Source organism: Citrobacter sp. Cpo045, from assembly GCF_030332875.1.
GTDB lineage: Bacteria > Pseudomonadota > Gammaproteobacteria > Enterobacterales > Enterobacteriaceae > Citrobacter > Citrobacter portucalensis.
Genome location: NZ_JAOWGZ010000103.1, coordinates 605277 through 629527 on the forward strand (window position 1 = coordinate 605277; position 24251 = coordinate 629527).

At 53.5% G+C, this 24251-nt stretch carries 22 protein-coding genes; 12 read left to right on the top strand and 10 right to left on the bottom strand.

What is annotated here, in order from left to right; genetic code table 11:
* Positions 1 to 46: 46 nt before the first annotated feature.
* On the bottom strand, positions 47 to 1114 hold the full coding sequence (gene glpQ, locus OGY13_RS18875) for a glycerophosphodiester phosphodiesterase (RefSeq protein ID WP_213752564.1): 1068 nt from the start codon (positions 1112 to 1114) through the stop codon (positions 47 to 49).
* Positions 1115 to 1117: 3 nt separating this feature from the next.
* On the bottom strand, positions 1118 to 2476 hold the full coding sequence (gene glpT, locus OGY13_RS18880) for a glycerol-3-phosphate transporter (RefSeq protein WP_153687468.1): 1359 nt from the start codon (positions 2474 to 2476) through the stop codon (positions 1118 to 1120).
* A 270-nt stretch (positions 2477 to 2746) separates the two neighbouring features.
* On the opposite strand from glpT, the gene glpA reads away from it, so the two are divergent.
* From glpA to OGY13_RS18900, 4 genes are all read left to right on the top strand, one after another.
* Positions 2747 to 4375 carry an anaerobic glycerol-3-phosphate dehydrogenase subunit A gene (gene glpA / locus OGY13_RS18885; protein WP_032944055.1) on the top strand — a complete coding sequence of 543 codons (1629 nt, stop codon included), beginning with the start codon at positions 2747 to 2749 and terminating at the stop codon, positions 4373 to 4375.
* Positions 4365 to 5624, top strand: coding sequence for a glycerol-3-phosphate dehydrogenase subunit GlpB (gene glpB, locus OGY13_RS18890; protein ID WP_032944057.1), 1260 nt, complete (start codon positions 4365 to 4367; stop codon positions 5622 to 5624). Before glpA ends, glpB begins: the two co-directional genes overlap by 11 nt.
* The gene (gene glpC, locus OGY13_RS18895) at positions 5621 to 6811 is read left to right on the top strand and encodes an anaerobic glycerol-3-phosphate dehydrogenase subunit GlpC (RefSeq protein ID WP_048215874.1); all 1191 of its coding nucleotides are present in this window, start codon (positions 5621 to 5623) and stop codon (positions 6809 to 6811) included. Before glpB ends, glpC begins: the two co-directional genes overlap by 4 nt.
* 183 nt (positions 6812 to 6994) lie before the next feature.
* Positions 6995 to 7912 (top strand): Rpn family recombination-promoting nuclease/putative transposase, encoded by a 918-nt coding sequence (locus tag OGY13_RS18900; RefSeq protein WP_213752563.1) that lies wholly within the window; start codon positions 6995 to 6997, stop codon positions 7910 to 7912.
* Positions 7913 to 7950: 38 nt separating this feature from the next.
* On the opposite strand, the gene OGY13_RS18905 is transcribed toward OGY13_RS18900, so the two are convergent.
* Together OGY13_RS18905 and OGY13_RS18910 are read right to left on the bottom strand one after the other, a co-directional pair.
* On the bottom strand, positions 7951 to 9147 hold the full coding sequence (locus OGY13_RS18905) for a nicotinamide mononucleotide deamidase-related protein YfaY (protein WP_213752562.1): 1197 nt from the start codon (positions 9145 to 9147) through the stop codon (positions 7951 to 7953).
* Positions 9148 to 9226: 79 nt separating this feature from the next.
* Positions 9227 to 9769, bottom strand: a complete 543-nt coding sequence (locus tag OGY13_RS18910; protein ID WP_048215871.1) for a YfaZ family outer membrane protein — start codon at positions 9767 to 9769, stop codon at positions 9227 to 9229.
* Positions 9770 to 10086: 317 nt separating this feature from the next.
* Here OGY13_RS18910 and nudI point away from each other — a divergent pair, with 317 nt between their 5' ends.
* From nudI to arnF, 8 genes are all read left to right on the top strand, one after another.
* Positions 10087 to 10512, top strand: coding sequence for a nucleoside triphosphatase NudI (gene nudI, locus OGY13_RS18915; protein ID WP_048215870.1), 426 nt, complete (start codon positions 10087 to 10089; stop codon positions 10510 to 10512).
* 294 nt (positions 10513 to 10806) lie between these two features.
* Positions 10807 to 11946 (top strand): UDP-4-amino-4-deoxy-L-arabinose aminotransferase, encoded by a 1140-nt coding sequence (gene arnB, locus OGY13_RS18920; RefSeq protein ID WP_213752561.1) that lies wholly within the window; start codon positions 10807 to 10809, stop codon positions 11944 to 11946.
* Positions 11947 to 11948: 2 nt separating this feature from the next.
* Positions 11949 to 12932 (top strand): undecaprenyl-phosphate 4-deoxy-4-formamido-L-arabinose transferase, encoded by a 984-nt coding sequence (gene arnC / locus OGY13_RS18925; RefSeq protein WP_042307134.1) that lies wholly within the window; start codon positions 11949 to 11951, stop codon positions 12930 to 12932.
* A complete protein-coding gene (gene arnA / locus OGY13_RS18930) occupies positions 12929 to 14911 on the top strand; it encodes a bifunctional UDP-4-amino-4-deoxy-L-arabinose formyltransferase/UDP-glucuronic acid oxidase ArnA (protein WP_213752560.1) in 1983 nt (660 codons plus the stop codon). Before arnC ends, arnA begins: the two co-directional genes overlap by 4 nt.
* On the top strand, positions 14908 to 15810 hold the full coding sequence (gene arnD, locus OGY13_RS18935) for a 4-deoxy-4-formamido-L-arabinose-phosphoundecaprenol deformylase (RefSeq protein ID WP_008785331.1): 903 nt from the start codon (positions 14908 to 14910) through the stop codon (positions 15808 to 15810). Before arnA ends, arnD begins: the two co-directional genes overlap by 4 nt.
* The gene (gene arnT, locus OGY13_RS18940) at positions 15807 to 17465 is read left to right on the top strand and encodes a lipid IV(A) 4-amino-4-deoxy-L-arabinosyltransferase (protein WP_153687570.1); all 1659 of its coding nucleotides are present in this window, start codon (positions 15807 to 15809) and stop codon (positions 17463 to 17465) included. The genes arnD and arnT overlap by 4 nt, the downstream gene beginning before the upstream one ends.
* The gene (gene arnE / locus OGY13_RS18945) at positions 17462 to 17797 is read left to right on the top strand and encodes a 4-amino-4-deoxy-L-arabinose-phosphoundecaprenol flippase subunit ArnE (protein WP_003834709.1); all 336 of its coding nucleotides are present in this window, start codon (positions 17462 to 17464) and stop codon (positions 17795 to 17797) included. Before arnT ends, arnE begins: the two co-directional genes overlap by 4 nt.
* Positions 17797 to 18183, top strand: a complete 387-nt coding sequence (gene arnF / locus OGY13_RS18950; RefSeq protein ID WP_048215866.1) for a 4-amino-4-deoxy-L-arabinose-phosphoundecaprenol flippase subunit ArnF — start codon at positions 17797 to 17799, stop codon at positions 18181 to 18183. Before arnE ends, arnF begins: the two co-directional genes overlap by 1 nt.
* A 2-nt stretch (positions 18184 to 18185) precedes the next feature.
* Here arnF and pmrD read toward each other — a convergent pair whose 3' ends face one another.
* From pmrD to menD, 6 genes are all read right to left on the bottom strand, one after another.
* On the bottom strand, positions 18186 to 18449 hold the full coding sequence (gene pmrD, locus OGY13_RS18955) for a signal transduction protein PmrD (protein ID WP_079934570.1): 264 nt from the start codon (positions 18447 to 18449) through the stop codon (positions 18186 to 18188).
* Positions 18450 to 18544: 95 nt separating this feature from the next.
* On the bottom strand, positions 18545 to 19924 hold the full coding sequence (gene menE, locus OGY13_RS18960; RefSeq protein ID WP_213752568.1) for an o-succinylbenzoate--CoA ligase: 1380 nt from the start codon (positions 19922 to 19924) through the stop codon (positions 18545 to 18547).
* Between the two features lie 41 nt (positions 19925 to 19965).
* Positions 19966 to 20928 carry an o-succinylbenzoate synthase gene (gene menC, locus OGY13_RS18965; protein ID WP_032944069.1) on the bottom strand — a complete coding sequence of 321 codons (963 nt, stop codon included), beginning with the start codon at positions 20926 to 20928 and terminating at the stop codon, positions 19966 to 19968.
* On the bottom strand, positions 20928 to 21785 hold the full coding sequence (gene menB / locus OGY13_RS18970) for a 1,4-dihydroxy-2-naphthoyl-CoA synthase (RefSeq protein WP_003027671.1): 858 nt from the start codon (positions 21783 to 21785) through the stop codon (positions 20928 to 20930). Before menB ends, menC begins: the two co-directional genes overlap by 1 nt.
* Positions 21786 to 21799: 14 nt before the next feature.
* Positions 21800 to 22558, bottom strand: coding sequence for a 2-succinyl-6-hydroxy-2,4-cyclohexadiene-1-carboxylate synthase (gene menH, locus OGY13_RS18975; RefSeq protein WP_213752559.1), 759 nt, complete (start codon positions 22556 to 22558; stop codon positions 21800 to 21802).
* Complete coding sequence (gene menD, locus OGY13_RS18980; protein WP_060683502.1) at positions 22555 to 24225, bottom strand: 2-succinyl-5-enolpyruvyl-6-hydroxy-3-cyclohexene-1-carboxylic-acid synthase; 1671 nt, start codon at positions 24223 to 24225, stop codon at positions 22555 to 22557. Before menD ends, menH begins: the two co-directional genes overlap by 4 nt.
* Positions 24226 to 24251: the final 26 nt, after the last annotated feature.

Consider the following 24251-nt stretch of genomic DNA (forward strand, 5'->3'; position numbering starts at 1 on the left):
ATCCATTAAGGCCTGTGACCGGAGGTGCATCACAGGCCTTACGCCATCACTCTTTATTCAAGAATTTCACTGCTTTGTCGGGGAAGTCGGTGAACAGCCCGTCCACGCCCGCCTTGTTATAAAGAATGTCATACAGCTGGTTTACGTCAGTGGTGTAATCCGGCAGTTGATCGGCGCGAACGGTATAAGGATGCACCACCATCTTATTCTGATGTGCGTCCTGCACCATGCCAGTTAACGAGATATTGCCCTTCTTCGACTTCTCATCAATCAGCATGTGGTAGTCCGGCCCAATGCCGTCCGCATACTGCGCAACCTGCTTCATGGCACCCGGCTTAAACATCCAGTCGTAGTTGTAATTAACCCAACTACCGTCCGGCTTTTTCTCCTGAGTTTCATTCCAGTCGGTGTACGCAATCAACTGTACCAGATTGAGATCCATCCCCATCTTCGGTTCCAGTTCATTTTTAATGCGCTTCAACTCTGCAACATCAAAACACTGTAGATAGACCTTGTCGTTCTTGTCGGTATACCCGTACTTTTTCAGCACTTCCAGCGTCTTAGCCGCAATGTCCTTCCCTTCCTGGTGATGGAACCACGGCGCTTTCATTTCCGGGTAAATACCGATGTTTTTACCGGTGGAATGATTTAATCCCTGAACAAACTCAATCTCTTCTTCGAACGTGTGCACGCGGAAATCAGATTTACCCATCGGGAAGCGCCCTGGGTAGGTCTGGACCTTTTTGCCATTTTCGATATCGAAGCCTTCGGTAAATTTCAGCGATTTAATTTCATCCAGCGTAAAGTCGATAGCGTAGTAACGCCCGTCTTTACGCGCCCGATCCGGGAAACGCTCGGCAACATCGGTGACGCGGTCAAGATAATGGTCATGCAGGACGACCAGATGGTCATCCTTGGTCATCACCAAATCCTGCTCCAGATAATCCGCACCCTGGGCATAGGCCATCGCTTTCGCTGGCAGCGTATGCTCCGGTAGATAACCGCTCGCACCACGGTGCGCAATCACGATTTTATCTGCGGCAACCGCCGCGCTGCTGACCACCATACCTGTGAGCATCAGCGCCACGCTGAGACTTTTCAATCTAGTTTTCATCTATTAGCCCCCGTTACGTTTCAGTTGCATCTCTTCGTGATGGCGTTTTTCGCCAATCATGACGACCACCAGCAGGATAACCGCCAGCACGCTACCGCCAATCATCACCATAAAGCCGCCGTCCCAACCGAAGAAGTCAACGGTGTAGCCAACAATGGCGCTCGCAGCCACAGAACCGCCGAGATAACCGAACAGACCGGTAAAGCCAGCTGCCGTTCCCGCCGCTTTTTTCGGTGCCAGTTCCAGCGCGTGCAGACCAATCAACATTACCGGGCCGTAGATCAAGAAGCCGATGATGATCATACAAGCCATATCCACGTTCGGGTTGCCAGCCGGGTTCATCCAGTAAACGATGGTCGCAATAGTTACCAGCGTCATAAAGAACACGCCGGTCGCGCCACGGTTACCACGGAAGACTTTATCCGACATCCAGCCGCACAGCAGCGTGCCCGGAATACCCGCATACTCATACAGGAAGTAGGCCCAGGATGATTTGTCCAGTGCGAAATGCTTCACTTCTTTCAGGTAGGTTGGTGACCAGTCCAGGATGCCGTAGCGCAGCAGATAAACAAACACGTTGGCGATAGCGATGTACCACAACAGTTTGTTCGGCAGTACGTACTGCATGAAGATCTGCTTCGCAGTCAGCTCTTCTTCCGCTTTCTCGGTGTAATCGTCCGGATAGTCGTTCTTATACTCTTCGATAGGCGGCAGACCACAGGACTGCGGCGTATCACGCATCAGGGCAAAAGCAATCAGCGCGACGACGATCGCACCGAAAGCAGGCATATACAGCGCCGCTTTCCAGTCATTGAACCAGGCCATACCCAGCAGGAACAACAGCGGAGGCAGACCGCCCCCCACGTTATGCGCACAGTTCCAGACGGAAACAATGCCTCCACGCTCTTTCTGCGACCACCAGTGCACCATAGTACGGCCACACGGCGGCCAGCCCATCCCCTGGAACCATCCGCAGAGGAACAGCAGCACAAACATTACCGCGATGCTCGATGTCGCCCACGGCACAAAGCCCATGAACAGCATCACTGCGGCGGCCAGAATCAGACCGGCTGGCAGGAAAACGCGCGGATTCGAGCGATCCGAAATGGACCCCATGATGAATTTCGAAAATCCGTAAGCAATGGAGATACCGGACAACGCAAAACCCAGATCGCCACGCGAGAAACCTTGTTCAACCAGATACGGCATCGCAAGGGCAAAGTTCTTACGTACCAGATAGTACGCGGCATAACCAAAGAAAATCCCCAGAAAAATCTGCCAACGTAATCGACGATATGTCGGGTCGATCTCCGCTGCAGGTAAACGCGCCGTGTGTGACGCTGGTTTAAAAATGCTCAACATAGTGTAGCCTCCGTGGCCGTCTTTCATTCGAAGTAAACACTGCAGTTCGTCATTACTACCCTACCGCTCCCAGTGTGGCCGCGATGTTAAGGAAAGATACATAACAAAAATGTGAAACGCAGCACATATTGTTACAGATTTATGACAAATGTTCATAAAGGCGCACGAAATCACGTTTCATTTTCGAATAATGAGCGATTATGCGCGAAATCAAACAATCCATGTTTTTTATGTGGCTAAATGATAAAAAACGAACTGTGAGGAAAAACAATGAAAACTCGCGACTCGCAAACAAGTGACGTGATTATCATTGGTGGAGGAGCAACAGGTGCAGGGATCGCACGTGACTGTGCGCTGCGCGGGTTGCGCGTCATCTTAGTGGAACGCCACGATATCGCCACAGGTGCGACCGGGCGCAACCACGGTCTGCTGCACAGCGGTGCACGCTACGCCGTCACCGACGCTGAATCTGCCCGTGAGTGCATCAGCGAAAACCAAATTCTGAAACGTATCGCCCGTCATTGTGTTGAGCCAACGGACGGTCTGTTTATTACTCTGCCGGAGGATGAGCTTTCCTTCCAGGCCACCTTTATTCGCGCCTGTGAAGAGGCGGGGATTCGCGCAGAAGCGATTGACCCTCAGCAGGCACGTATTATCGAACCTTCTGTGAATCCACAGCTGATTGGTGCAGTAAAAGTACCAGACGGCACGGTCGATCCTTTCCGCTTAACAGCAGCTAACATGCTGGATGCGCGTGAGCATGGCGCGGTTATCTTAACGGCGCATGAAGTGACGGGACTGATCCGCGAAGGCGCAACGGTTTGCGGCGTTAACGTGCGCAATCATCTGACAGGCGAAATGCAGTCCCTGCATGCACCGGTTGTCGTCAACGCCGCTGGGATCTGGGGTCAACGCATTGCGGAATATGCCGATCTGAGCATCCGTATGTTCCCGGCCAAAGGTTCGTTGCTGATTATGGATCATCGCATTAACCAGCATGTCATTAACCGCTGCCGTAAGCCCTCTGACGCCGATATTCTGGTGCCTGGCGATACCATTTCACTGATCGGTACCACCTCACAGCACATTGATTACGACGATATCGACAGCAACCGCGTCACCGCAGAAGAGGTCGATATTCTGCTGCGTGAAGGCGAGAAGCTGGCGCCGATTATGGCGAAAACGCGCATTTTACGCGCCTATTCTGGCGTACGCCCGCTGGTGGCCAGCGACGACGACCCAAGCGGTCGTAACGTCAGCCGTGGGATTGTACTGTTCGATCACGCTGAACGTGACGGACTGGAAGGGTTTATCACCATTACCGGCGGCAAACTGATGACCTACCGCCTGATGGCGGAATGGGCCACCGATGCCGTTTGCCGTAAGCTGGGCAATACCCAGCCTTGCACAACGGCAGACACCGCGCTGCCTGGCTCACAGGAATCTACCGAGCATACGCTTAAACGCGTGATCTCATTGCCAGCTCCACTGCGCGGCTCGGCGGTCTACCGTCACGGCGATCGCACCCCTGCGTGGCTTAGCGAAGGCCGCCAGCACCGCAGTCTGGTCTGTGAATGCGAAGCAGTCACCGCAGGCGAAGTGCAATACGCCGTCGAGAATTTAACCGTCAACAGCCTGCTCGATTTGCGTCGCCGTACCCGTGTTGGAATGGGGACCTGCCAGGGCGAATTGTGTGCCTGTCGCGCCGCAGGTTTGCTGCAACGTTTCAATGTCACTACCGCAGCGCAGTCCATTACCCAGCTTTCCGACTTCCTCAACGAACGCTGGAAAGGCGTGCAGCCTATCGCCTGGGGAGATGCGCTGCGCGAAAGCGAATTCACGCGCTGGGTTTATCAAGGGTTGTGTGGTCTGGAAAAGGAGCACCAGGATGAAATTTGATACCGTCATTATCGGCGGCGGCCTCGCCGGACTGCTATGTGGCCTGCAACTGCAAAAAAGCGGACTGCGCTGCACGATTGTTACCCGCGGCCAAAGCGCCCTGCATTTTTCCTCCGGCTCACTGGATTTGCTCAGCAGCTTACCCGATGGTCAGCCGGTGACGGATATAGAAGCGGGTTTGAATGCGCTGCGCACTCAGGCACCCGCACATCCGTATAGCACCATCGGAACGCAGAACGTTCTGGAACTGGCCCAACAGGCGCAAAATTTACTGGAAGAATGCGGAACGCATTTGCAGGGCAAAGTGCATCAGGCACATCAACGTGTTACCCCGCTGGGCACCCTGCGCTCAACCTGGTTAAGTTCCCCGGAAGTGCCGGTCTGGCCGCTGTCCGCGCAGCGTATCTGCGTTGTAGGGATTAGCGGGTTACTGGATTTTCAGGCGCATCTCGCCGCGGCGTCATTACGCCAACGCAATCTCAGCGTCGAGACGGCAGAAATCGAGCTACCGGAGCTGGATGTCCTGCGTGATAACCCAACCGAGTTTCGTGCCGTTAATATTGCGCGCCTGCTGGATAACGAAGATAAATGGTCGCTGCTCTATGACGCATTGCTGCCAATGGCAAAAACCTGCGACATGATAATCATGCCGGCATGCTTTGGTCTGGCCGATGAGCGGCTCTGGCAGTGGCTTAACGAGCGCCTCCCCTGCTCGCTGACACTATTACCGACCCTACCACCTTCGGTACTGGGCATGCGTTTGCACAACAAATTACAGCGCCAGTTTGTGCGCCAGGGCGGTGTGTGGATGCCGGGTGATGAAGTGAAAAAAATCACCTGTCAGGATGGCGTGGTCAGCGAAATCTGGACCCGAAATCATGCCGATATCCCCTTGCGGCCACGTTTCGCCGTGCTCGCCAGCGGCAGCTTCTTCAGCAGCGGGCTGGTCGCCACGCGTGAGGCAATCCATGAACCAATCCTGGGACTGGATGTACAGCAAACAGCTACCCGCGCCGAGTGGTATCAGCGTGATGTTTTCGATCCACAACCGTGGCAACAGTTTGGCGTAACAACCGATTCCGCATTGCGTCCATCACTGGCGGGAAAAACGATAGAGAACATGTATGCCATCGGTTCCGTCCTCGGCGGATTCGACCCTATCGCCCAGGGTTGCGGAGGCGGCGTGTGCGCAGTTAGCGCCTTACATGCCGCGCATCATATTGCGAAACGTGCAGGAGGACAGCAATGAGCGACACACGTTTTGAAAGTTGTATCAAATGTACGGTGTGCACCACCTCCTGCCCGGTAAGCCGCGTCAATCCGAGCTACCCGGGCCCTAAGCAGGCCGGCCCGGACGGTGAACGTCTGCGCCTGAAAGATGGCGCGCTATATGACGACGCGCTGAAATACTGCATCAACTGTAAACGCTGCGAAGTGGCCTGTCCGTCAGACGTGAAAATCGGCGATATCATCCAGCGCGCGCGCGCCAAATACGACACGACGCGCCCATCGTTGCGTAACTTTGTCTTAAGTCATACCGATTTAATGGGCAGCGTATCCACCCCCTTCGCCCCAATAGTGAATACCGCCACCTCATTAAAACCGGTGCGTCAGTTGCTGGATTACGCGTTAAAAATCGATCATCGCCGTACGCTGCCGAAGTACTCCTTTGGCACCTTCCGCCGCTGGTATCGCAGCGTTGCCGCACAGCAGGCGCAGTATCAGGATCAGGTCGCCTTTTTCCACGGCTGTTTTGTGAATTACAACCATCCCCAGCTCGGCAAAGACCTGATCAAGGTGTTGAATGCGATGGGTACTGGCGTGCAACTGCTGAGTAAAGAGAAATGCTGCGGCGTACCGCTGATTGCCAACGGTTTTACCGATAAAGCGCGTAAGCAGGCTGTCAGCAACGTGGCCTCGCTCAGGGAGGCAATTGATGGCAAAGGCATTCCGGTGATCGCCACCTCATCAACCTGTACCTTTGCGCTACGTGATGAATATCCGGAAGTGCTGGATGTCGACAACTCAGGCCTGCGTGAACACATTGAACTGGCAACTCGCTGGCTATGGCGCAAGCTGGATGAAGGTAAAACGCTGCCGCTGAAGACGCTGCCGCTGAAGGTAGTCTATCACACGCCATGTCACATGGAGAAAATGGGCTGGACGCTCTATACGCTGGAGCTACTGCGACAAATTCCAGGGCTGGAGCTGACGGTGCTGGATTCTCAGTGTTGCGGGATTGCCGGGACTTACGGCTTTAAAAAGGAAAACTATCCGACTTCACAGTCTATTGGCGCACCGTTATTCCGCCAAATTGAAGAAAGCGGCGCTGATATCGTCGTCACCGACTGCGAAACCTGTAAATGGCAGATTGAGATGTCTACAAGCAAAAGCTGCGAACATCCTATCACCCTGCTTGCCAAAGCGTTGGGTTAACTCTGTTGCCCGGTAGCATTTGCTACCGGGCATTTTTGCGTAGCCCGTTCCGCTTAATTGAATACGTTGCAGTCGGACGTATTTATCTCTGATTCACCCACGCAAAGAACACATTTCCCGCATGCAGCGCATATTAAAAGTGGATACCGTCACGCCATCTTCTCTTTCTGGTGACGGACTACCATGGCTAAATCCACTACATCTATACCGCATGATGCCGTTTTTAAAAAGATAATGTCTTACCCTGAGATGGCTCGGGATTTTCTGGATATACACCTTCCCATCGCATTACGTGAGATATGTGATTTACAAACGTTGAAGCTGGAGTCCACCAGTTTTATCGAACAGGATCTCCGCGCATACTACTCCGACGTAGTGTGGTCACTAAAAACCCGCGAAGGTCAGGGCTATATTTATTGTGTTATTGAACATCAGAGTACCGCGGTACCGCATATGGCATTTCGCCTGATGCGTTATGCCACCGCGGCGATGCAGCATCATCTTGATGCCGGGAATAAAACGCTGCCGCTGGTGATCCCCATGTTGTTTTATCACGGCCAACAAAGTCCCTATCCCTGGTCGCTCAACTGGCTGGATGAATTTGATAATCCGCAACTGGCACGGCAACTGTATTCAGAGGCTTTTCCGCTGGTCGACATTACCGTAATACCTGACGATGAAATCGCGCAGCATCGCGGGGTTGCGCTGCTTGAGTTGATGCAAAAACATATCCGCGATCGTGATTTAATGGGGTTAGTGGACCGCCTGGTCTCGCTATTAGTTACAAGCACTGCTAATGACAGCCAGCTACAAACGCTATTTAATTACCTGATACGGTACGGCGACGTTTCTCGCGTCAGTGAGTTTATCCGCGAAGTTGCCGAACGATCCCCCCATCACAAGGAGAAGCTGATGACAATTGCAGAGAGGCTCAGGCAGGAAGGCCACCAAAATGGGCTGCAAGAAGGGATACAGCAAGGGGTGCAAAAAGGTACGCAAGAAGAAGCCTTACGTATCGCTCACATAATGCTGGAACAAGGTATTGATCGTGATTTAGTTCAGTTAATTACCGGGCTATTGCCTGGCGATACCACCGCATGAGCCAGATTGGGAAGGCATTTAGCCTTCCCAATCTGTGATTAAATCGTCAACGACTCAACCACTTCGATCCAGCCGTGTTCGCTAGCGATTTCCAGATTGTTAAGCCAGCGGCGCAGCATATTTAGCGCCATCATCGCGCACACTTCCTGACGAATCGCCAGGCTGTAGCGATTTGCATTCAGCCGTACGCGCAAGGCGTGTGTCCCATCAGCCGTGGCCAGCGCAAAGTTAATATGTTCGTTTTCGAAAGCCGATATTGCGAGTGCCAATCCAGCATAATGCTTGCTGCGTCGCTCGGTTATCCAATGCGCCGTTTGCGCCAGCGTTTCTTCCTGAGGCGGAACCACTTCACTCGCCAACAGTGGCGCATTCGCACGAGAAAGCTGCAATGCCACCAGGCCACCGGTGAATTGTTCGCTCAGCGTCAGGCTGTATTGCCGTTCTTGCAACATGCGGGCGATTTGCGCGGGTAAGCCTTCCGTACCTTCAAAAATCATATTCTGCCCGGCAACCCGCTTAACTTCTGGCCACAGCGCCAGCATCGCTTCCCGTTGGGAATCCGGCCCGGTCAGCTTCAGCTCAATAATCGGCATTGAGGAGCGATAACCCATTGTTACTCCCGGAGGCAACGGCAGCGGATCCAGGCTCTGCGCCAGGTCGCTTTCAGAACGGCCAAAGGTGGTTAATCGCAGGCATAACGGGGGCTGAGCCAAAGAGAAACGCTCACGCAAACGAGGCAGGATCTCATGCTCCACCATGACTTTGAATTCTGACGGTACACCCGGTGTAAAGAACATCAGGCAGCGGTTAAGCTTCAGGGCGAACCCGCACGCGGTACCCACCGGATTATTGATAAACTCAGCGCTGGCCGGAAGTTCAGCCTGTTTGCGGTTGCTTGGCGCCATCACGCGGCCACGATCGCGGAAATATCGCTCCATCTCGGCCAGCCATGCTTCATGCAGCACCAACCCTTCGCCTTTTGCCGTTGCCGCTGCCAGCGCGCTCAAATCATCGCTGGTAGGTCCCAGACCGCCATTAACGATCAGTACATCGGCGTGCTCGCTACGCTCACGCAAAACGGCGACCAAATCGTTAAGATTGTCACCTACCGTGTTGCGGCGTGTTAGCGGTAAACCCTGATTAAAGAAAAAATCGGCCAGCCAGGCGGCATTGGTGTCGACGATTTGTCCGTGCAACACTTCATCCCCTGTGGATAGCATCTCCACGTTTAACATCGTGTTCTCCTGCTTTTATGATGAAAACACTATAACGCATGGAGGGGGGAAGGCGCGACTGAACGCCGCGCCAGAAATGTTAGAAGCTGGCGTTAACCCCAACGTACGGGCCATCAGCAATCGCGTTATCACGGTTGCCGTCTTTGCCTGCCAGGTTCAGGTAACGATAACCGGCTTCGATGCTCAGCGGACGCATAATGGTCAGACGCGCACCGGCATTCGCTTCTTCATAGCTGTCGATACCGCTGGAAAGTGAATCAGGAGAGTAATAATACTCACCAAACAGACGGAAGCTATCGCCAATTGGCCATTGTAAACCACCACCGACAGCAGCAGCATAGCCTTCATCGCCATCGTTTGGATTAGTATAAACACCTTTACCACCAACGGTCGCCATCAGCGGCCCCAGTGGGATATTCAAACCTAAACCCAGACCGGCAACATCACCGTCGTCATCGTTATGCATCCAGTTACCGCTGACGGCCAGACCAGTACTCTCAGTGCCCATACCGAATCCCAGGTTGGTGTAGTCTTCGCCAGCCTGGCCGCTGATGCTAATCGCGCTCGCCGACGCGGAAACAAACAGCATTCCGGCAAAACCCAACATTAAACTTTTTTTCATTTTCTATCCTTTCCAGCAAGAATCAAAACATAGCCCCAAAACCGATGAATTGTACTGTCAGATGGCGAGGAATCAATGAGCTAAAAAAGCGATGCAATGACATATTGTAACTAAATACTACTCACAAGATTTATTTAAGGTTAAATTCTTGTGCCAATTACACAGTCGGACGTCCAAGAACGTCATTTTCAACAAACATCCTGTTTTCCCTGCCAAAGCGCTCTTAATCACCGATGAAACATTTTTTCTGCCGCCAGCAAAAGGTAAGATGCGTGCATGACGGAATTTTCTCTACTTCCCCAACAAGGACTCGAATGATGCGCCAAAGAACGATTGTATGCCCATTAATTCAAAACGATGGCTGTTATTTACTCTGCAAAATGGCTGATGACCGCGGTGTGTTTCCCGGTCAGTGGGCGCTTTCTGGCGGCGGTGTTGAACCGGGTGAACGTATTGAAGAAGCTCTGCGCCGTGAAGTGAGGGAAGAGCTGGGCGAACAGCTGGTGTTATCAGAAATTACCCCCTGGACCTTCAGTGATGATATTCGCACTAAAACCTATGCTGATGGCAGTCAGGAAGAGATTTACATGATTTATCTTATCTTCGATTGTGTCGCGGCGAATCGTGAAGTGAAGATTAACGAAGAGTTCCAGGCATTCGCCTGGGTTAAACCGGAAGATCTCAGTGCCTACGATTTAAATATCGCCACACGTAAGACGTTGACCTTGAAGGGGTTACTTTAAGTTATCATTTTAATAGCGACATAAATACTCCCCTCTTAATAGCGGCATTGCAGCCACCTGTCTACAGTAAGCAGCAGTGTCGCCAAGACTACATAATCCGCATAAAAGTTATTTACTATCAAATGTATATAGAAAGAATGTCGCTATTTTCTTGCCTCTCTCAAACCTTAAACTCTTAAGGATAAATTAACCTTCAGTCATTAACCTTTGTAGCCTGATGAAATAATTAACGACGCCCCTGTTTATCACTAAAAATAAAACTTCGGTGGCGTTAAATGGCTTGAAGGAATAATGATGTCTGACTTTTTGCCTTTCTCTCGCCCGGCCATGGGCGCTGAAGAACTTGCCGCAGTGAAGGCGGTTCTGGACTCTGGATGGATAACCACCGGCCCGAAAAATCAACAGTTGGAAGAGGCTTTTTGCCAGCTCACGGGGAATAAGCATGCCGTCGCCGTTTGCTCCGCCACTGCAGGAATGCACATTACGCTGATGGCGCTGGGCATTGGTGCAGGCGACGAGGTCATAACGCCGTCGATGACGTGGGTTTCGACCCTCAACATGATTGTGCTGTTGGGTGCATCGCCCGTCATGATCGACGTCGACCGCGATACGCTTATGGTGACACCTGAGCAAATTGAAGCCGCTATTACCCCACGAACCAAAGCCATTGTTCCAGTACATTATGCTGGCGCCCCCGCCGACCTCGACGCAATTTATGCCATTGGCGAGCGTTATGGAATCCCGGTAATAGAAGACGCAGCCCATGCCGTAGGGACATTGTATAAGGGCCGTCATGTCGGTGCTTGCGGCACGGCAATCTTCTCTTTTCACGCTATTAAAAATATCACCTGTGCGGAAGGTGGACTGATCGTTACCGACGACAGCCAGCTCGCTCAGCGGCTTCGCAGCCTGAAGTTTCACGGTCTGGGCGTTGATGCTTTTGATCGACAAACCTACGGCCGGGCACCACAAGCCGAAGTGCTTGCACCTGGATACAAATACAACCTGACGGATATTAACGCCGCTATTGCGCTGGTACAGCTCAATAAGCTGGAGCAACTGAACTCACGCCGGGCGCAAATTGCCCAGCACTATCAAAAAGCACTGGCCGATACGCCATTCCAGCCGCTGAGCCTACCACAGTGGTCGCACGTTCATGCCTGGCACTTATTCATCATTCGTGTTGATGAAACGCGCTGCGGGTTGAGTAGAGATGCCCTGATGGAAACGCTGAAGACCAAAGATATCGGCACAGGTCTGCATTTTCGTGCGGCCCATACGCAAAAATATTATCGCGAACGCTTCACTACCCTTTCGCTCCCAAATACTGAATGGAACAGCGCGCGCATCTGCTCGCTGCCGTTATTCCCTGACATGACCGATGATGACACTCAGCGGGTCATTACGGCGCTTCGCGAGATAGCAGGACAATGAGCATGTTTGAAGCCACACCGATTAAAAAAGTCTCGGTTGTTATTCCCGTTTTTAATGAACAGGAAAGCCTGCCAGAGTTAATCAGACGCACCAGCGCCGCCTGCGAAAAATTGGGCAAAGACTATGAAATTCTGCTCATCGACGACGGCAGCAGCGACCGTTCCGCTCAGTTGATGATGGACGCCTCTCAGGCACCGAACAGCCATATTGTCTCTATTTTACTGAATCGTAATTACGGACAGCACTCGGCGATTATGGCCGGTTTCAGCCATGTCACCGGAGACTTGATCATCACGCTGGATGCCGATTTGCAAAACCCGCCGGAGGAGATCCCACGGTTGGTCGCCACTGCAGATGAGGGTTTCGATGTGGTAGGCACGGTACGCCAGAACCGTCAGGATAGCGTATTTCGTAAGACCGCCTCACGAATGATCAACCATCTGATCCAACGAACCACCGGTAAAGCAATGGGCGACTACGGCTGCATGCTACGCGCCTATCGCCGTCATATCGTCGATGCCATGCTGCATTGCCAGGAGCGCAGCACCTTTATCCCTATTCTGGCCAACATTTTTGCCCGTCGCGCCACGGAGATCCCGGTACATCATGCAGAGCGTGAATTTGGTGACTCCAAATACAGCTTCATGCGTCTGATCAACCTGATGTATGACCTGGTGACTTGCCTTACCACAACACCGCTTCGCATGTTGAGCCTGCTGGGCAGCGTGATCGCTGCCACGGGCTTTACCTTATCAGTCCTGCTTGTTGTTCTGCGCCTGACGCTCGGCCCACAGTGGGCAGCGGAGGGGGTATTCATGCTGTTTGCCGTCCTGTTTACCTTTATCGGCGCACAGTTTATTGGCATGGGTTTACTCGGCGAATATATCGGTCGCATCTATAACGATGTCCGCGCCCGCCCCCGCTATTTTGTTCAACACGTTATCCGCCCACAAACTACGCAGTCAACCGAGGAAAACCGCGCATGAAAGCCGTCGTATTTGCCTATCACGATATGGGATGTCAGGGTGTCCAGGCCTTGTTGGATGCAGGTTATGAAATCGCTGCCATTTTTACGCACACCGACAACCCGGGTGAAAAAGCGTTTTTTGGATCTGTTTCCCGCCTCGCGGCCAGCGCCGGTATTCCGGTTTACGCCCCAGACGAGGTTAATCATCCCCTGTGGATTGAGCGCATTAGCCAACTGGCACCCGATGTTATCTTCTCGTTCTACTATCGCCATTTACTGAGTGATGAGATCCTCAGTCTTGCCCCTAAGGGTGCATTTAATCTGCACGGCTCGCTGCTGCCGAAATACCGTGGTCGCGCGCCATTGAACTGGGTATTGGTCAATGGTGAAACCGAAACGGGCGTCACACTTCACCGCATGGTCAAACGCGCGGATGCTGGTGCCATAGTTGCCCAGCAGCGCGTTGCTATTTCACCGGATGATGTGGCGTTAACGCTGCACCATAAGCTGTGCCAGGCTGCGCGTCACCTGCTGGAGCAGACACTGCCGGCCATCAACGCAGGAAGTTACTCCGAATTCCCTCAACAGGATGCAGATGCTACCTGTTTTGGTCGCCGTACGCCGGAAGATAGCTTCCTCGACTGGAACAAACCTGCCGCGGAGTTACATAACCAGGTCCGTGCCGTCAGCGATCCGTGGCCGGGCGCATTTAGCTATGTTGGCACGCAAAAGTTCACCGTCTGGTCATCGCACGTTTGCACAAACGACATTGCGGCCCAGCCGGGTACCGTCATCTCCGTGTCTCCTTTACTTATCGCCTGTGCCGATGGCGCACTGGAGATTATTACCGGACAAGCTGGCGATGGTATTGCAATGCAGGGTTCACAACTGGCGCAAGTTCTGGGTCTGGTGCTAGGTTCTCGCCTGAACAGCCAGTCAGTGACCACCAGCAAACGCCGTACTCGCGTACTGATCCTCGGCGTTAACGGCTTCATTGGTAACCATCTGACAGAGCGCCTGCTGCAAGAAGATAATTACGAAGTGTATGGGCTCGATATTAGCAGCGACGCCATTGGGCGTTTCCTGCAACATCCGCGATTCCATTTCGTCGAAGGTGATATCAGCATTCACTCCGAATGGATTGAATATCATGTGAAAAAATGCGACGTTGTGCTGCCTCTGGTGGCGATCGCAACGCCTATCGAATATACCCGCAACCCGCTGCGCGTATTTGAGCTCGATTTTGAAGAGAACCTGAAAATCATTCGTTACTGCGTGAAATACCGCAAGCGCATCATTTTCCCGTCAACCTCCGAAGTCTACGGCATGTGTACCGACAAAGTCTTTGATGAAGACAGTTCGAATCTGATCGTCGGTCCGGTCAATAAACCACGCTGGATCTACTCCGTATCCAAGCAGCTGCTGGACCGTGTTATCTGGGCGTACGGCGAAAAAGAGGGATTGCGCTTCACCCTGTTCCGCCCGTTTAACTGGATGGGACCGCGTCTGGACAGCCTTAACGCCGCGCGTATCGGCAGCTCACGCGCCATTACACAGCTGATCCTCAACCTCGTGGAAGGTTCACCGATCAAGCTGATTGAAGGCGGTAAGCAAAAACGCTGCTTTACCGACATTCGCGATGGTATCGAAGCCCTGTACCGCATCATTGAAAACGAAGGCGGCCGCTGTGACGGTGAGATTATCAACATCGGTAATCCGCAGAACGAAGCAAGTATTCAGGAACTGGCAGAAATGCTGCTTTCCTGCTTTGAAAAACATCCGTTGCGTAACCACTTCCCGCCGTTTGCCGGTTTCCGTGACGTCGAAAGCAGCAGCTACTACGGTAAAGGTTATCAAGACGTTGAGCATCGTAAGCCTAACATTCGCAATGCAAAACGCTGCCTGAACTGGGAACCGACCATTGAGATGCAGGAAACGGTAGAAGAGACGCTGGACTTCTTCTTACGCAGTGTGGATATCACGGAACACACATCATGACCAAAGTAGGCTTGCGCATTGATGTCGATACATTCAGGGGGACGCGCGAAGGCGTGCCCCGCCTGCTGGAGACATTAAACCGACATAACGTTCGGGCAAGTTTTTTCTTTAGCGTTGGGCCTGACAACATGGGACGCCATCTCTGGCGTCTTGTGAAGCCGCAATTTCTGTGGAAAATGCTGCGTTCAAACGCAGCATCGCTCTACGGATGGGATATTTTATTGGCGGGAACCGCATGGCCGGGAAAAGAGATCGGCCAGGCCAACGCGGCAATCATTGCACAAACCGCCCAGATTCATGAAACCGGTTTGCATGCCTGGGATCATCACGCCTGGCAGGCGCGAAGCGGAAACTGGAATGACAAACAGCTGATTGATGATATTTCGCAAGGTATCACCGCACTTGAAGCCATCATCGGTCAGCCAGTCACCTGCTCTGCCGTTGCCGGATGGCGTGCCGACAACCGTGTCGTCCATGCCAAAGAAGCATTCCATCTGCGCTATAACAGTGACTGTCGGGGAACGTCGTTATTTCGTCCGGTGCTGGAATCCGGGAAAACGGGGACGCCACAAATTCCCGTCACCCTACCAACATGGGATGAAGTGGTTGGTCAGGAGGTCCAGGCGGTGGACTTCAACTCCTATATTCTCTCCCACATCCAGATGAGCAGAGGAACACCGGTGTACACCATTCATGCGGAAGTTGAAGGTATCGCCTTTCATCAGAATTTTGACGAGTTGCTCATTCGTGCTGCCGATATGGGGATGACATTCTGCCCGCTTGGCGAGCTGTTACCTGACGATATCAGTACGCTGCCGTTAGGACAGATAGTACGTGGAAAAATACCCGGCAGAGAGGGATGGCTCGGCTGCCAACAACCGGTGAGTGTGACACCATGAAACCTGCTGCCCGCTACACTCTGGCATTTATCGCTTTAATCGCACTGTATTTTATTTTACCTATCAACAGCCGTATGCTCTGGCAGCCTGATGAAACGCGCTATGCTGAAATCAGCCGGGAAATGCTCAACTCTGGTGACTGGATCGTTCCACACTTTTTAGGGCTGCGTTATTTTGAAAAACCAATTGCCGGATACTGGTTGAACAGCATCGGACAATGGCTGTTTGGCGCAAACAATTTTGGCGTCAGAGCGGGTGCTATTTTTGCCACTTTGTTGACCGCATTACTGGTAGCCTGGCTTGCCATGCGACTGTGGCAGGATAAGCGTACCGCCGTACTCTCCTCCGCTATCTTTTTAACGTTTTTTTCGGTTTACAGCATCGGCACCTACGCGGTACTTGATCCCATCATAGCGCTTTGGCTGATGGCGGGCATGTGCTGTTTTTGGGAAGGCATGCAGGCTACCACCAGAACACGCAAAATCACCGCCTTTTTGCTGTTAGGGTTAACCTGCGGCATGGGCGTGATGACCAAGGGTTTCCTGGCGCTTGCCGTTCCTGTACTCAGCGTACTGCCGTGGGTTTTTGCACAAAAGCGTTGGAAAGACCTCATTCTCTACGGTCTGCTGGCGGTGATCGGCTGCATCGCGATCGTACTACCGTGGGGTATAGCGATTGCACAACGCGAGCCGGATTTCTGGCATTACTTCTTCTGGGTTGAACATATTCAGCGCTTTGCGCAGGATGATGCCCAGCATAAGGCTCCTATCTGGTACTACATCCCGATATTTGTGGCAGGCACATTACCGTGGCTCGGTCTGCTTCCCGGTGCGCTGCGTACGGGCTGGCGTGAGCGGGATGTTCCGCGCAGTGCTCTGTACCTGTTAAGCTGGATTATTATGCCAATCCTGTTTTTCAGCATCGCGAAAGGAAAACTGCCGACCTATATTCTTTCCTGCTTCGCGCCGCTGGCGATATTAACGGCGCGCTTCGGCCTGCAGGCTGCGGAAAAAGACTCAGCATCCCTGCGCATCAATGGCTGGATCAACGTGCTATTTGGTGTCGTCGGCATCGTCGCTACGTTTATTGTTTCCACGCTGGGACCATTGAAGACGCCGGTCTGGTCGCATATCGAAACGTATAAGGTTTTTTGTGCCTGGGGCATCTTTATCATCTGGACGCTTTTTGGCTGGTATACGCTAAATAACCGCGAGAAGAACTGGAAATTCGCAGCACTATGCCCATTAGGGCTGGCGCTGTTATTTGGCTTCTCCATTCCTGACCGGGTGATGGAATCTAAACAGCCGCAGTTTTTTGTCGAGATGACCAAAGAATCGCTGGAGCCGAGCCGTTATATTCTCACCGACAGCGTTGGCGTCGCTGCGGGACTGGCCTGGAGCCTGAAGCGCGACGACATCATGATGTACGGACAAACGGGCGAGTTAAAATACGGTCTCAACTACCCGGATGCTCAAGGCCGCTTTGTCAGTCGGGAGAATTTTGCCGACTGGTTAGCACAACATCGTCAACAAGGAAACATTACGCTCGTGCTCTCTGTCGGTAAGGATGAAGATATTAATCAGCTTGCCATCCCTCCCGCTGACTACATTGATAATCAGGGGCGTCTGGTCCTGATTCAGTATCGGCCCAAATGATCTGGATAGCCTTAGTCCTCGCCAGCTTGCTCAGCGTCTGCGGCCAGCTATGCCAGAAGCAGGCAACCCGACCGGTGTCTGTTCGTGCGCGAAAACGCTACATTACGCAATGGATTGGGCTTGCTCTGGCAAGCCTCGGTCTGGCCATGCTGCTATGGCTGGCGGTTTTACAAAATATTCCTGTCGGTATTGCCTATCCCATGCTGAGTCTTAACTTTGTATGGGTAACTCTCGCGGCCTGGAAAATCTGGCGCGAACCCGTCACAACCCGCCACTGGCTGGGCGTTGGGCTGATCATTACCGGCATATTTATTCTTGGGAGTGCAGTGTAATGGGCGTATTTTGGGGATTATGTAGCGTGATGATCACCTCCATCGCCCAGTTGAGCCTCGGCTTTGCGATGGATAATCTGCCGCCAATGCTGCAGCCGCTGGCGTTCATCTCCGCCGTATTCTCTGTCAGTATCGGAGCGTTTGCTTTATATGCCGGGCTGGCAGGGTATTTGCTGTCGGTTATTTGCTGGCATAAAGCCCTACACCAACTCGCGCTGAGCAAAGCCTATGCCCTGCTCAGCCTGAGCTATGTGCTGGTGTGGGTTGCTTCAATGATCCTGCCCGGCTGGCAGGGAACATTTTCAGTGAAAGCGCTGGCAGGGGTACTGTGCATCATGGCAGGGCTAATGACGATTTTTCTGCCTTCACGCAAACACCAGCCCTGAGATTACTTATCTTCAGACAGTCGTAACAGACGTTCCCATTCATCACAGATGTACTGTCTGGCATCAATTACCTTAATGACACGGGATTTATCGCGGTTAATACAATACTGAGCATCCTTCAGCGGCGAAAGAAGATCGCCGGGCTTAATCCGCTCAGATGATTGCGCCTGGGCAAGCATCTTGAGCGAACCACCGCTATCGCAAAGTACGATATAGAGCCTCCCTGCTTTTTTGTGACAGCAGGTCTTCTTCACATGCCATTCCATAGCGCACCTATTGTTAATAAATTTCACAATAGGTTACACATTAGCTCATAAACAAAAGGACAATAGCTGCGGAATGACAGAAATGAGAAATGTAATTAATGTTTTCTTAATGCTAACGATGAAGCGCTTACCCAATCCGACAACGCACGACGCGAGATTTTAATCCCTCCGGCTTTGAGTTCGGGCGGCAATGTCAGCCAACATACCGGTTGTTGAAAGCGGGCCAGCTTATCGTTTACCCACTCAGCCAGATTAGTTTCTCCAGCATTAGCGTCATACTCAATGACCGCCACCGGGCGATGGCCAAACTCTTTGTCTTCTAACGGGACAATAAAGGCCTGCAGAACCTGCGGATGCGCTGCAATCACGCGTTCCACTTCTTCTGGCTGTATGCCTTCCCCACCGCTAAAAAACAGATTGTCCATACGACCGATAATAGTTAACTTGCCGTCCTTTAACACCCCACGATCGCGGGTAGCAAACCAGCCTTCCGCGTTCACTAAAGGAATAAGCTGTCCGTTACGCCAGTAACCTTGCGCCATGCTGGCAGCCCGTAACCAGACTTCATCATCAACGATTCTGACTTCTCTGCCTACCAGAGGGGAACCCACATCTGCCAGACCATCCGCCTCTTTCGCACAGACCGTAGAAGCAAACTCCGTTAATCCGTAACCGCACCAGCAACGAATCCCTTGCTCGCGCGCTTGCTCCGTCAATTCAACAGGAATTGCCGCACCTCCCAGCAGTACCGCTTTGAGCGTGACCGACGTGTTGTTGACCAGCAAGCGCCACAGCTGCGTGGGCACCAGTGAAGCGTGGGTACATCCAGCCAGCATTTGCTCCAGCGGCTGCTTGTCGCGCACGGTCATTCGCGCCCCGGCAAACAACCAACGCCATAAAATCCCCTGGCCGGAAACATGAAACAGCGGCAATGAAAGCAGCCAGTCATCTTCAGCGCCAAACGGCATTAATGACAGCACCCCCTGCGCGCTTGCCAGATGCGCCTGACAGGTGTGAACCGCCGCTTTCGGCAATCCGGTAGAACCTGAAGTTAACGTCATCGTGCTCAAACGCTGAGGCGACCACGCGGCGGCATGTGCGCCTGGCAGCGCCTGCATCTGCAACGGGCTGAGTTCCGGAAGTGCGATAGCGGCCTCCAGATCCAGCGCAAAACGTAGCGTTAAGTCCGGGATCAGCGCATCAAGCAGCGGCTGAGGCAACTGTGGGTTCACGGGTAAAACCCGCGCCCCACATTGCAGCAGCGCGAGCCAGGCCAGCAAAGCGCGCGGATGATTCCAGGCGCGAAGCAGAACACCATCGCCCTCTTCCACGCCCTGAGCGGCAAAACCACAGGCCAGATGATCTACACGTGTGCAGAGATCGCTCCAGCTTAATACCTCATCGTTGAGGCGTAAGGCTGGCGCCTTCGCACGAACCTGTCGCCAGTGGCGCCACGGCCAGTCACTGAACTGCACCAGGCCCGATAAGCTCACGCTATCGGGCATTTCCTGCTGGGTCATAGCAGACGTTCCAGCGCATCAACGTCGATACACGGCAACGTGCTACCCGGCCAGGTGCGTACCTGCTGGCACTGCATCAGACTCAGGGTATCCAGACCCGGAATGGTCTGCGGCGTTAACCAGGCGGCAATTCTCGCCAGCTGGGTTAAGCCCAGACTCGACTCGATTGACGAACTGATAACAGCAGTAAGACCAAGCGCATGCGCCGCAGCCACCTGTTCACGGACTTTATCGAGACTGCCGGTCAGCGTAGGTTTGATAACCACGGCCCTGACGCCTTCTTCGGCTTCGAAGGTGAAATCCGCTTCACGCAAACTTTCATCCCAAGCGATGGCAATGCCGGTTTCACGCGCGAAGGCACGAGAATCATCGCGGGTTTTGCACGGCTCTTCGAGGAAGGCAATGCGTCCACGATATTCCGGATTAACGTATTTCGCGAACTGCTGTGCTTTCAACGGCGTCCAGGCCCGGTTGGCGTCAAGTCGCAAATGCAGCTCCGGGATCGCCTCAAGCAGCAGATTGGCTACCATGCCGTCGCGGACCGCTTCATACAGACCGACCTTGATCTTCGCCACTTTTTCGCCCGGCATATCCGCCAGTTGTAGCACCAGATCGTCAGGATCGCCGGTACACAGCGGCGCAGCACGATAGTCCGCGTCCTGTGGCAATACGCCAGCCAGTTCGGCCAGCGCACAGCTTACGCCAAAGGCGACCGAAGGCAGTTGCGGTAAGGAGTCATCCCCTTGCAACCAGCCTTTCACCCAGGCCAGCAGCTCGGTTTGTGCCTCTTCCCAGCTTTCCTGACTGAAGCCCGGCAGTGGGGAAATTTCTCCCCACCCTTCGCGCTCGCCGTCACAAAGACAAACGTACAACCCGTCACGCGTTTTTAACCGCCTGTCGCGCAGAATCACCCCCGCGTCCATGGGGATCTGCCAGCGGTATACCTGCGCGCTACGCATTACGGATTCCGTTTGAATTTGCTGAAATCAGGCTGACGTTTTTGGTTAAAGGCGTTACGGCCTTCCTGACCTTCTTCCGTCATGTAGAACAGCATAGTGGCGTTACCTGCCAGCTCCTGCAGACCAGCCTGACCATCACAGTCGGCGTTCAGTGCGGCTTTCAGGCAGCGTAGCGCCATTGGGCTGTTTTGCAGCATTTCACGGCACCAGCGTACGGTCTCTTTTTCCAGATCCGCCAGCGGAACCACGGTGTTGACCAGACCCATATCCAGCGCCTGTTTCGCATCGTACTGACGGCACAGGAACCAGATTTCACGCGCTTTTTTCTGACCGACGATGCGCGCCATGTAGGAAGCGCCCCAACCGCCGTCGAAAGAACCGACTTTCGGGCCGGTCTGACCAAAGATGGCGTTTTCAGCCGCAATGGTCAGGTCACACATCATGTGCAGCACATGGCCACCACCAATGGAGAAACCTGCAACCATCGCTACTACCGGTTTCGGACAGGTACGAATCTGGCGCTGGAAGTCCAGTACGTTCAGGTGATGCACACCGGAGTCATCCTGATATCCGCCGTAGTCACCACGCACTTTCTGATCGCCGCCTGCGCAGAACGCTTTGTCGCCAGCACCGGTCAGAATAATTACGCCGATGTTGTCATCATAGCGGGCATCCGCCAGCGCCTGGATCATCTCTTTCACGGTGACCGGACGGAAGGCATTGCGTACCTGTGGACGATTAATGGTGATTTTTGCGATACCGTCGGTGGATTTCTCGTAAAGAATGTCGGTATAGCCTTCAGAGCAATCGTGCCATTCTACCGGTGCGTAAAGCATTGTTTCATCAGGATAGATCATAAAATGTCCTATAGTCAGCGACGCAGAATCTGAGCCAGACAGTCCACTACACCCGCGGGGTTGTCCCGATGCGCGTTGTGTCCGGCATTACGAATCACATGGTTTGGTACTGATATTTCCGCCGCCAGAGCACGGAATTTTTCGTCACGTTCACCACATAAATAATAAAACGGAAATATGCGCGTCGTGAGTTGCGCACGTAAATCAGGTTGTACGGCAAGCGAGGTGGCCTCCAGCATTGCCGCCAGCGTTTGCCCATTATTCTGGCTACGCAGTGCGACCAGCGCCTCTCTTTGTTTCGCGTTCAGCGAGGAAAAAACGGGCTGTTGATACCAGTCATTAAACACCTCACGTAGCGGCTCTGCGCGAAAACGCGCAGCCCAGCGGCCATCCGAGAGACGGCGTTGCACGCGCGCTTCCTCGCTTTGCAAGCCGGGATGTCCGCCTTCAACCACCAGACCACAAAGCCCTGGCATCTCCTGACTGGCCGCCATCATCGCGACTCTGCCGCCAAGAGAGTATCCCACCAGCCAGTAGTTAAGTATGTTGTAACTAAGTAGAGTATTACGTAGCAAAACGCTGACATCATCGAACCCGCTCACGCTGATGTCAGCGGAGCCACCGTGTCCCGGCAGGTCGATGTATAGCCGCGAATAATCCTGAAACGCTTCGCCGACCGTCTGCCATTCCTGGCAATCGCCAGAGAAACCGTGCAGGAAAACCAGCCAGGGAAATCCCGTTTGGCCCTCTTTCGCCTGCGCATGCAGGATCATAGGTGACTTACCTGCGCCAGCAGTTGCTGCAAGGTTTGCGCCCCGTCAGTTTCGTTCACCACCAGCTCAATCACCGTGGCCGCAGGTGTACGCCACGCGTTAGTCAACGCGCTCTCCAGCTGCTCCCAGTTTTCCGGGCGCTGGTATTTAAGGTTAAACATGGCGGCAGCATGCTCGAAATGTACGTTCTGCGGCATCAGATAGAACCGTTCGCGTTCGCTGGCTGGTGTCGGCAGCAGGGAAAAAATCTGCCCGCCGTTATTATTGACCACTATCAGGACAAACGGTGCAGAAACCTGGCGCAATAACGCCAGCGCATTCAGGTCATACAATGCAGATAAATCGCCAACAATCGCCAGCGTCGATTTCGCGCTGGCACGCTGTACACCAGCTGCCGTTGACAGCAGGCCGTCAATACCGCTCGCGCCACGGTTGCTATAGACCGGGTAACCAGCCGGAAGCTGCGACAGCGCATCAATCAGGCGTACCACCAGACTGTTACCCACGAACAGCTGCCCCTGCTCCGGCAAGTAGTCGCGGATACGGTGGGCTAATTGCGCTTCACCAAACGCCTCACGACGGGCTTCTACCGCCTGCCAGGCCTGTTGCGCCAGACGAGGGATCTCCATACACCAGGGCTGACGTTTCTCCGCCGGATGTAGCTCCAGCCAGTCGCCAACTTTCGCCACCAACCTGCGGCCGCGATGATGGGCCGGATCGAGGCGGCCTTCGATATTATCGACAATCCAGTATTCCTGCGGATCGCAGCTGGCCTGCCATTGCAGTAGACGTTTTCCGGTCAGGCTGCTACCAAGCTGCACCACAATCTGCGCCTGCTGCAATTCAGCTACAGCTTTCGCATTTCCCAGCCACAGGTCGGCGCACGGCAGCGGTTGTCCGGTTTGCGACAAAACATCGCCAATCAGCGGCCAGCCTAACGTCTGCGCCCACTGCGCAACCTTCTTACCTTCTTCCGCGCTCATGCGGCCCGCAATGACTACGCCGCGTTTTTGTCGCCAGAAAAACCAGTCACGCTGTTTGTCGCTTTCCAGCCGACGCGCTTCTCGCAGCCAGGGTTTATCGTCCTGCCACCAGTCGCCGAGGCGCTGCTGCCAGGCAATCCCCGTTTCGTCCATATCGCCATACAGCGGTTCCGCAAACGGGCAATTGATATGAACCGCCCCGCTATGCAGGGCAGCTAACGCATTATCAATAGTGGACACCAGCCAGCTTGCCGGAATGTCCTGAGTCGGGCGTGGTAAAGAGAGCGTTTGCGATGGATGCGAGGCAAACATTCCGGCCTGACGAATCGCCTGGTTCGCGCCACAGTCGATAAGCTCTGGCGGTCTGTCAGCGGTAAGTAAAATCAGTTTTTCACCGGTCAGGCCCGCTTCAATCAACGCGGGATATAAATTCGCCACCGCGGTACCGGACGTCACAATCACGGCGACAGGCTGACGGCTGACTTTTGCCAGACCTAAAGCCAGATGCCCAAGACCGCGCTCGTCAAAATGGGTGTGGTGGATGAATGCGGGGTTTTCCGCTGCCGCCAGCGTCAACGGTGTAGAACGAGAGCCAGGGGCAATGCAGACATGCCTGACGCCGTGGCGAGTGAGTGCTTCCAGAATGACCGCCGCCCAGCGTCGGTTAAATGCGCTTACTGACATGAGATTGTCCGGTATCAATATTGCGA

Excerpts from the sequence above, each read along its gene's own strand:
- arnC (WP_042307134.1), top strand. The coding sequence starts at position 11,949 with ATGTTTGAAGCCACACCGATTAAAAAAGTCTCGGTTGTTATTCCCGTT.
- glpB (WP_032944057.1), top strand. The coding sequence starts at position 4,365 with ATGAAATTTGATACCGTCATTATCGGCGGCGGCCTCGCCGGACTGCTA.
- pmrD (WP_079934570.1), bottom strand. The coding sequence starts at position 18,449 with ATGGAATGGCATGTGAAGAAGACCTGCTGTCACAAAAAAGCAGGGAGG.
- arnF (WP_048215866.1), top strand. The coding sequence starts at position 17,797 with ATGGGCGTATTTTGGGGATTATGTAGCGTGATGATCACCTCCATCGCC.
- menH (WP_213752559.1), bottom strand. The coding sequence starts at position 22,558 with ATGATCCTGCATGCGCAGGCGAAAGAGGGCCAAACGGGATTTCCCTGG.
- OGY13_RS18910 (WP_048215871.1), bottom strand. The coding sequence starts at position 9,769 with ATGAAAAAAAGTTTAATGTTGGGTTTTGCCGGAATGCTGTTTGTTTCC.
- arnE (WP_003834709.1), top strand. The coding sequence starts at position 17,462 with ATGATCTGGATAGCCTTAGTCCTCGCCAGCTTGCTCAGCGTCTGCGGC.
- glpT (WP_153687468.1), bottom strand. The coding sequence starts at position 2,476 with ATGTTGAGCATTTTTAAACCAGCGTCACACACGGCGCGTTTACCTGCA.
- arnA (WP_213752560.1), top strand. The coding sequence starts at position 12,929 with ATGAAAGCCGTCGTATTTGCCTATCACGATATGGGATGTCAGGGTGTC.
- glpA (WP_032944055.1), top strand. The coding sequence starts at position 2,747 with ATGAAAACTCGCGACTCGCAAACAAGTGACGTGATTATCATTGGTGGA.
- arnT (WP_153687570.1), top strand. The coding sequence starts at position 15,807 with ATGAAACCTGCTGCCCGCTACACTCTGGCATTTATCGCTTTAATCGCA.
- glpQ (WP_213752564.1), bottom strand. The coding sequence starts at position 1,114 with ATGAAAACTAGATTGAAAAGTCTCAGCGTGGCGCTGATGCTCACAGGT.
- nudI (WP_048215870.1), top strand. The coding sequence starts at position 10,087 with ATGCGCCAAAGAACGATTGTATGCCCATTAATTCAAAACGATGGCTGT.
- arnB (WP_213752561.1), top strand. The coding sequence starts at position 10,807 with ATGTCTGACTTTTTGCCTTTCTCTCGCCCGGCCATGGGCGCTGAAGAA.
- menC (WP_032944069.1), bottom strand. The coding sequence starts at position 20,928 with ATGCGTAGCGCGCAGGTATACCGCTGGCAGATCCCCATGGACGCGGGG.
- menD (WP_060683502.1), bottom strand. The coding sequence starts at position 24,225 with ATGTCAGTAAGCGCATTTAACCGACGCTGGGCGGCGGTCATTCTGGAA.
- menB (WP_003027671.1), bottom strand. The coding sequence starts at position 21,785 with ATGATCTATCCTGATGAAACAATGCTTTACGCACCGGTAGAATGGCAC.
- glpC (WP_048215874.1), top strand. The coding sequence starts at position 5,621 with ATGAGCGACACACGTTTTGAAAGTTGTATCAAATGTACGGTGTGCACC.
- OGY13_RS18900 (WP_213752563.1), top strand. The coding sequence starts at position 6,995 with ATGGCTAAATCCACTACATCTATACCGCATGATGCCGTTTTTAAAAAG.
- arnD (WP_008785331.1), top strand. The coding sequence starts at position 14,908 with ATGACCAAAGTAGGCTTGCGCATTGATGTCGATACATTCAGGGGGACG.
- OGY13_RS18905 (WP_213752562.1), bottom strand. The coding sequence starts at position 9,147 with ATGTTAAACGTGGAGATGCTATCCACAGGGGATGAAGTGTTGCACGGA.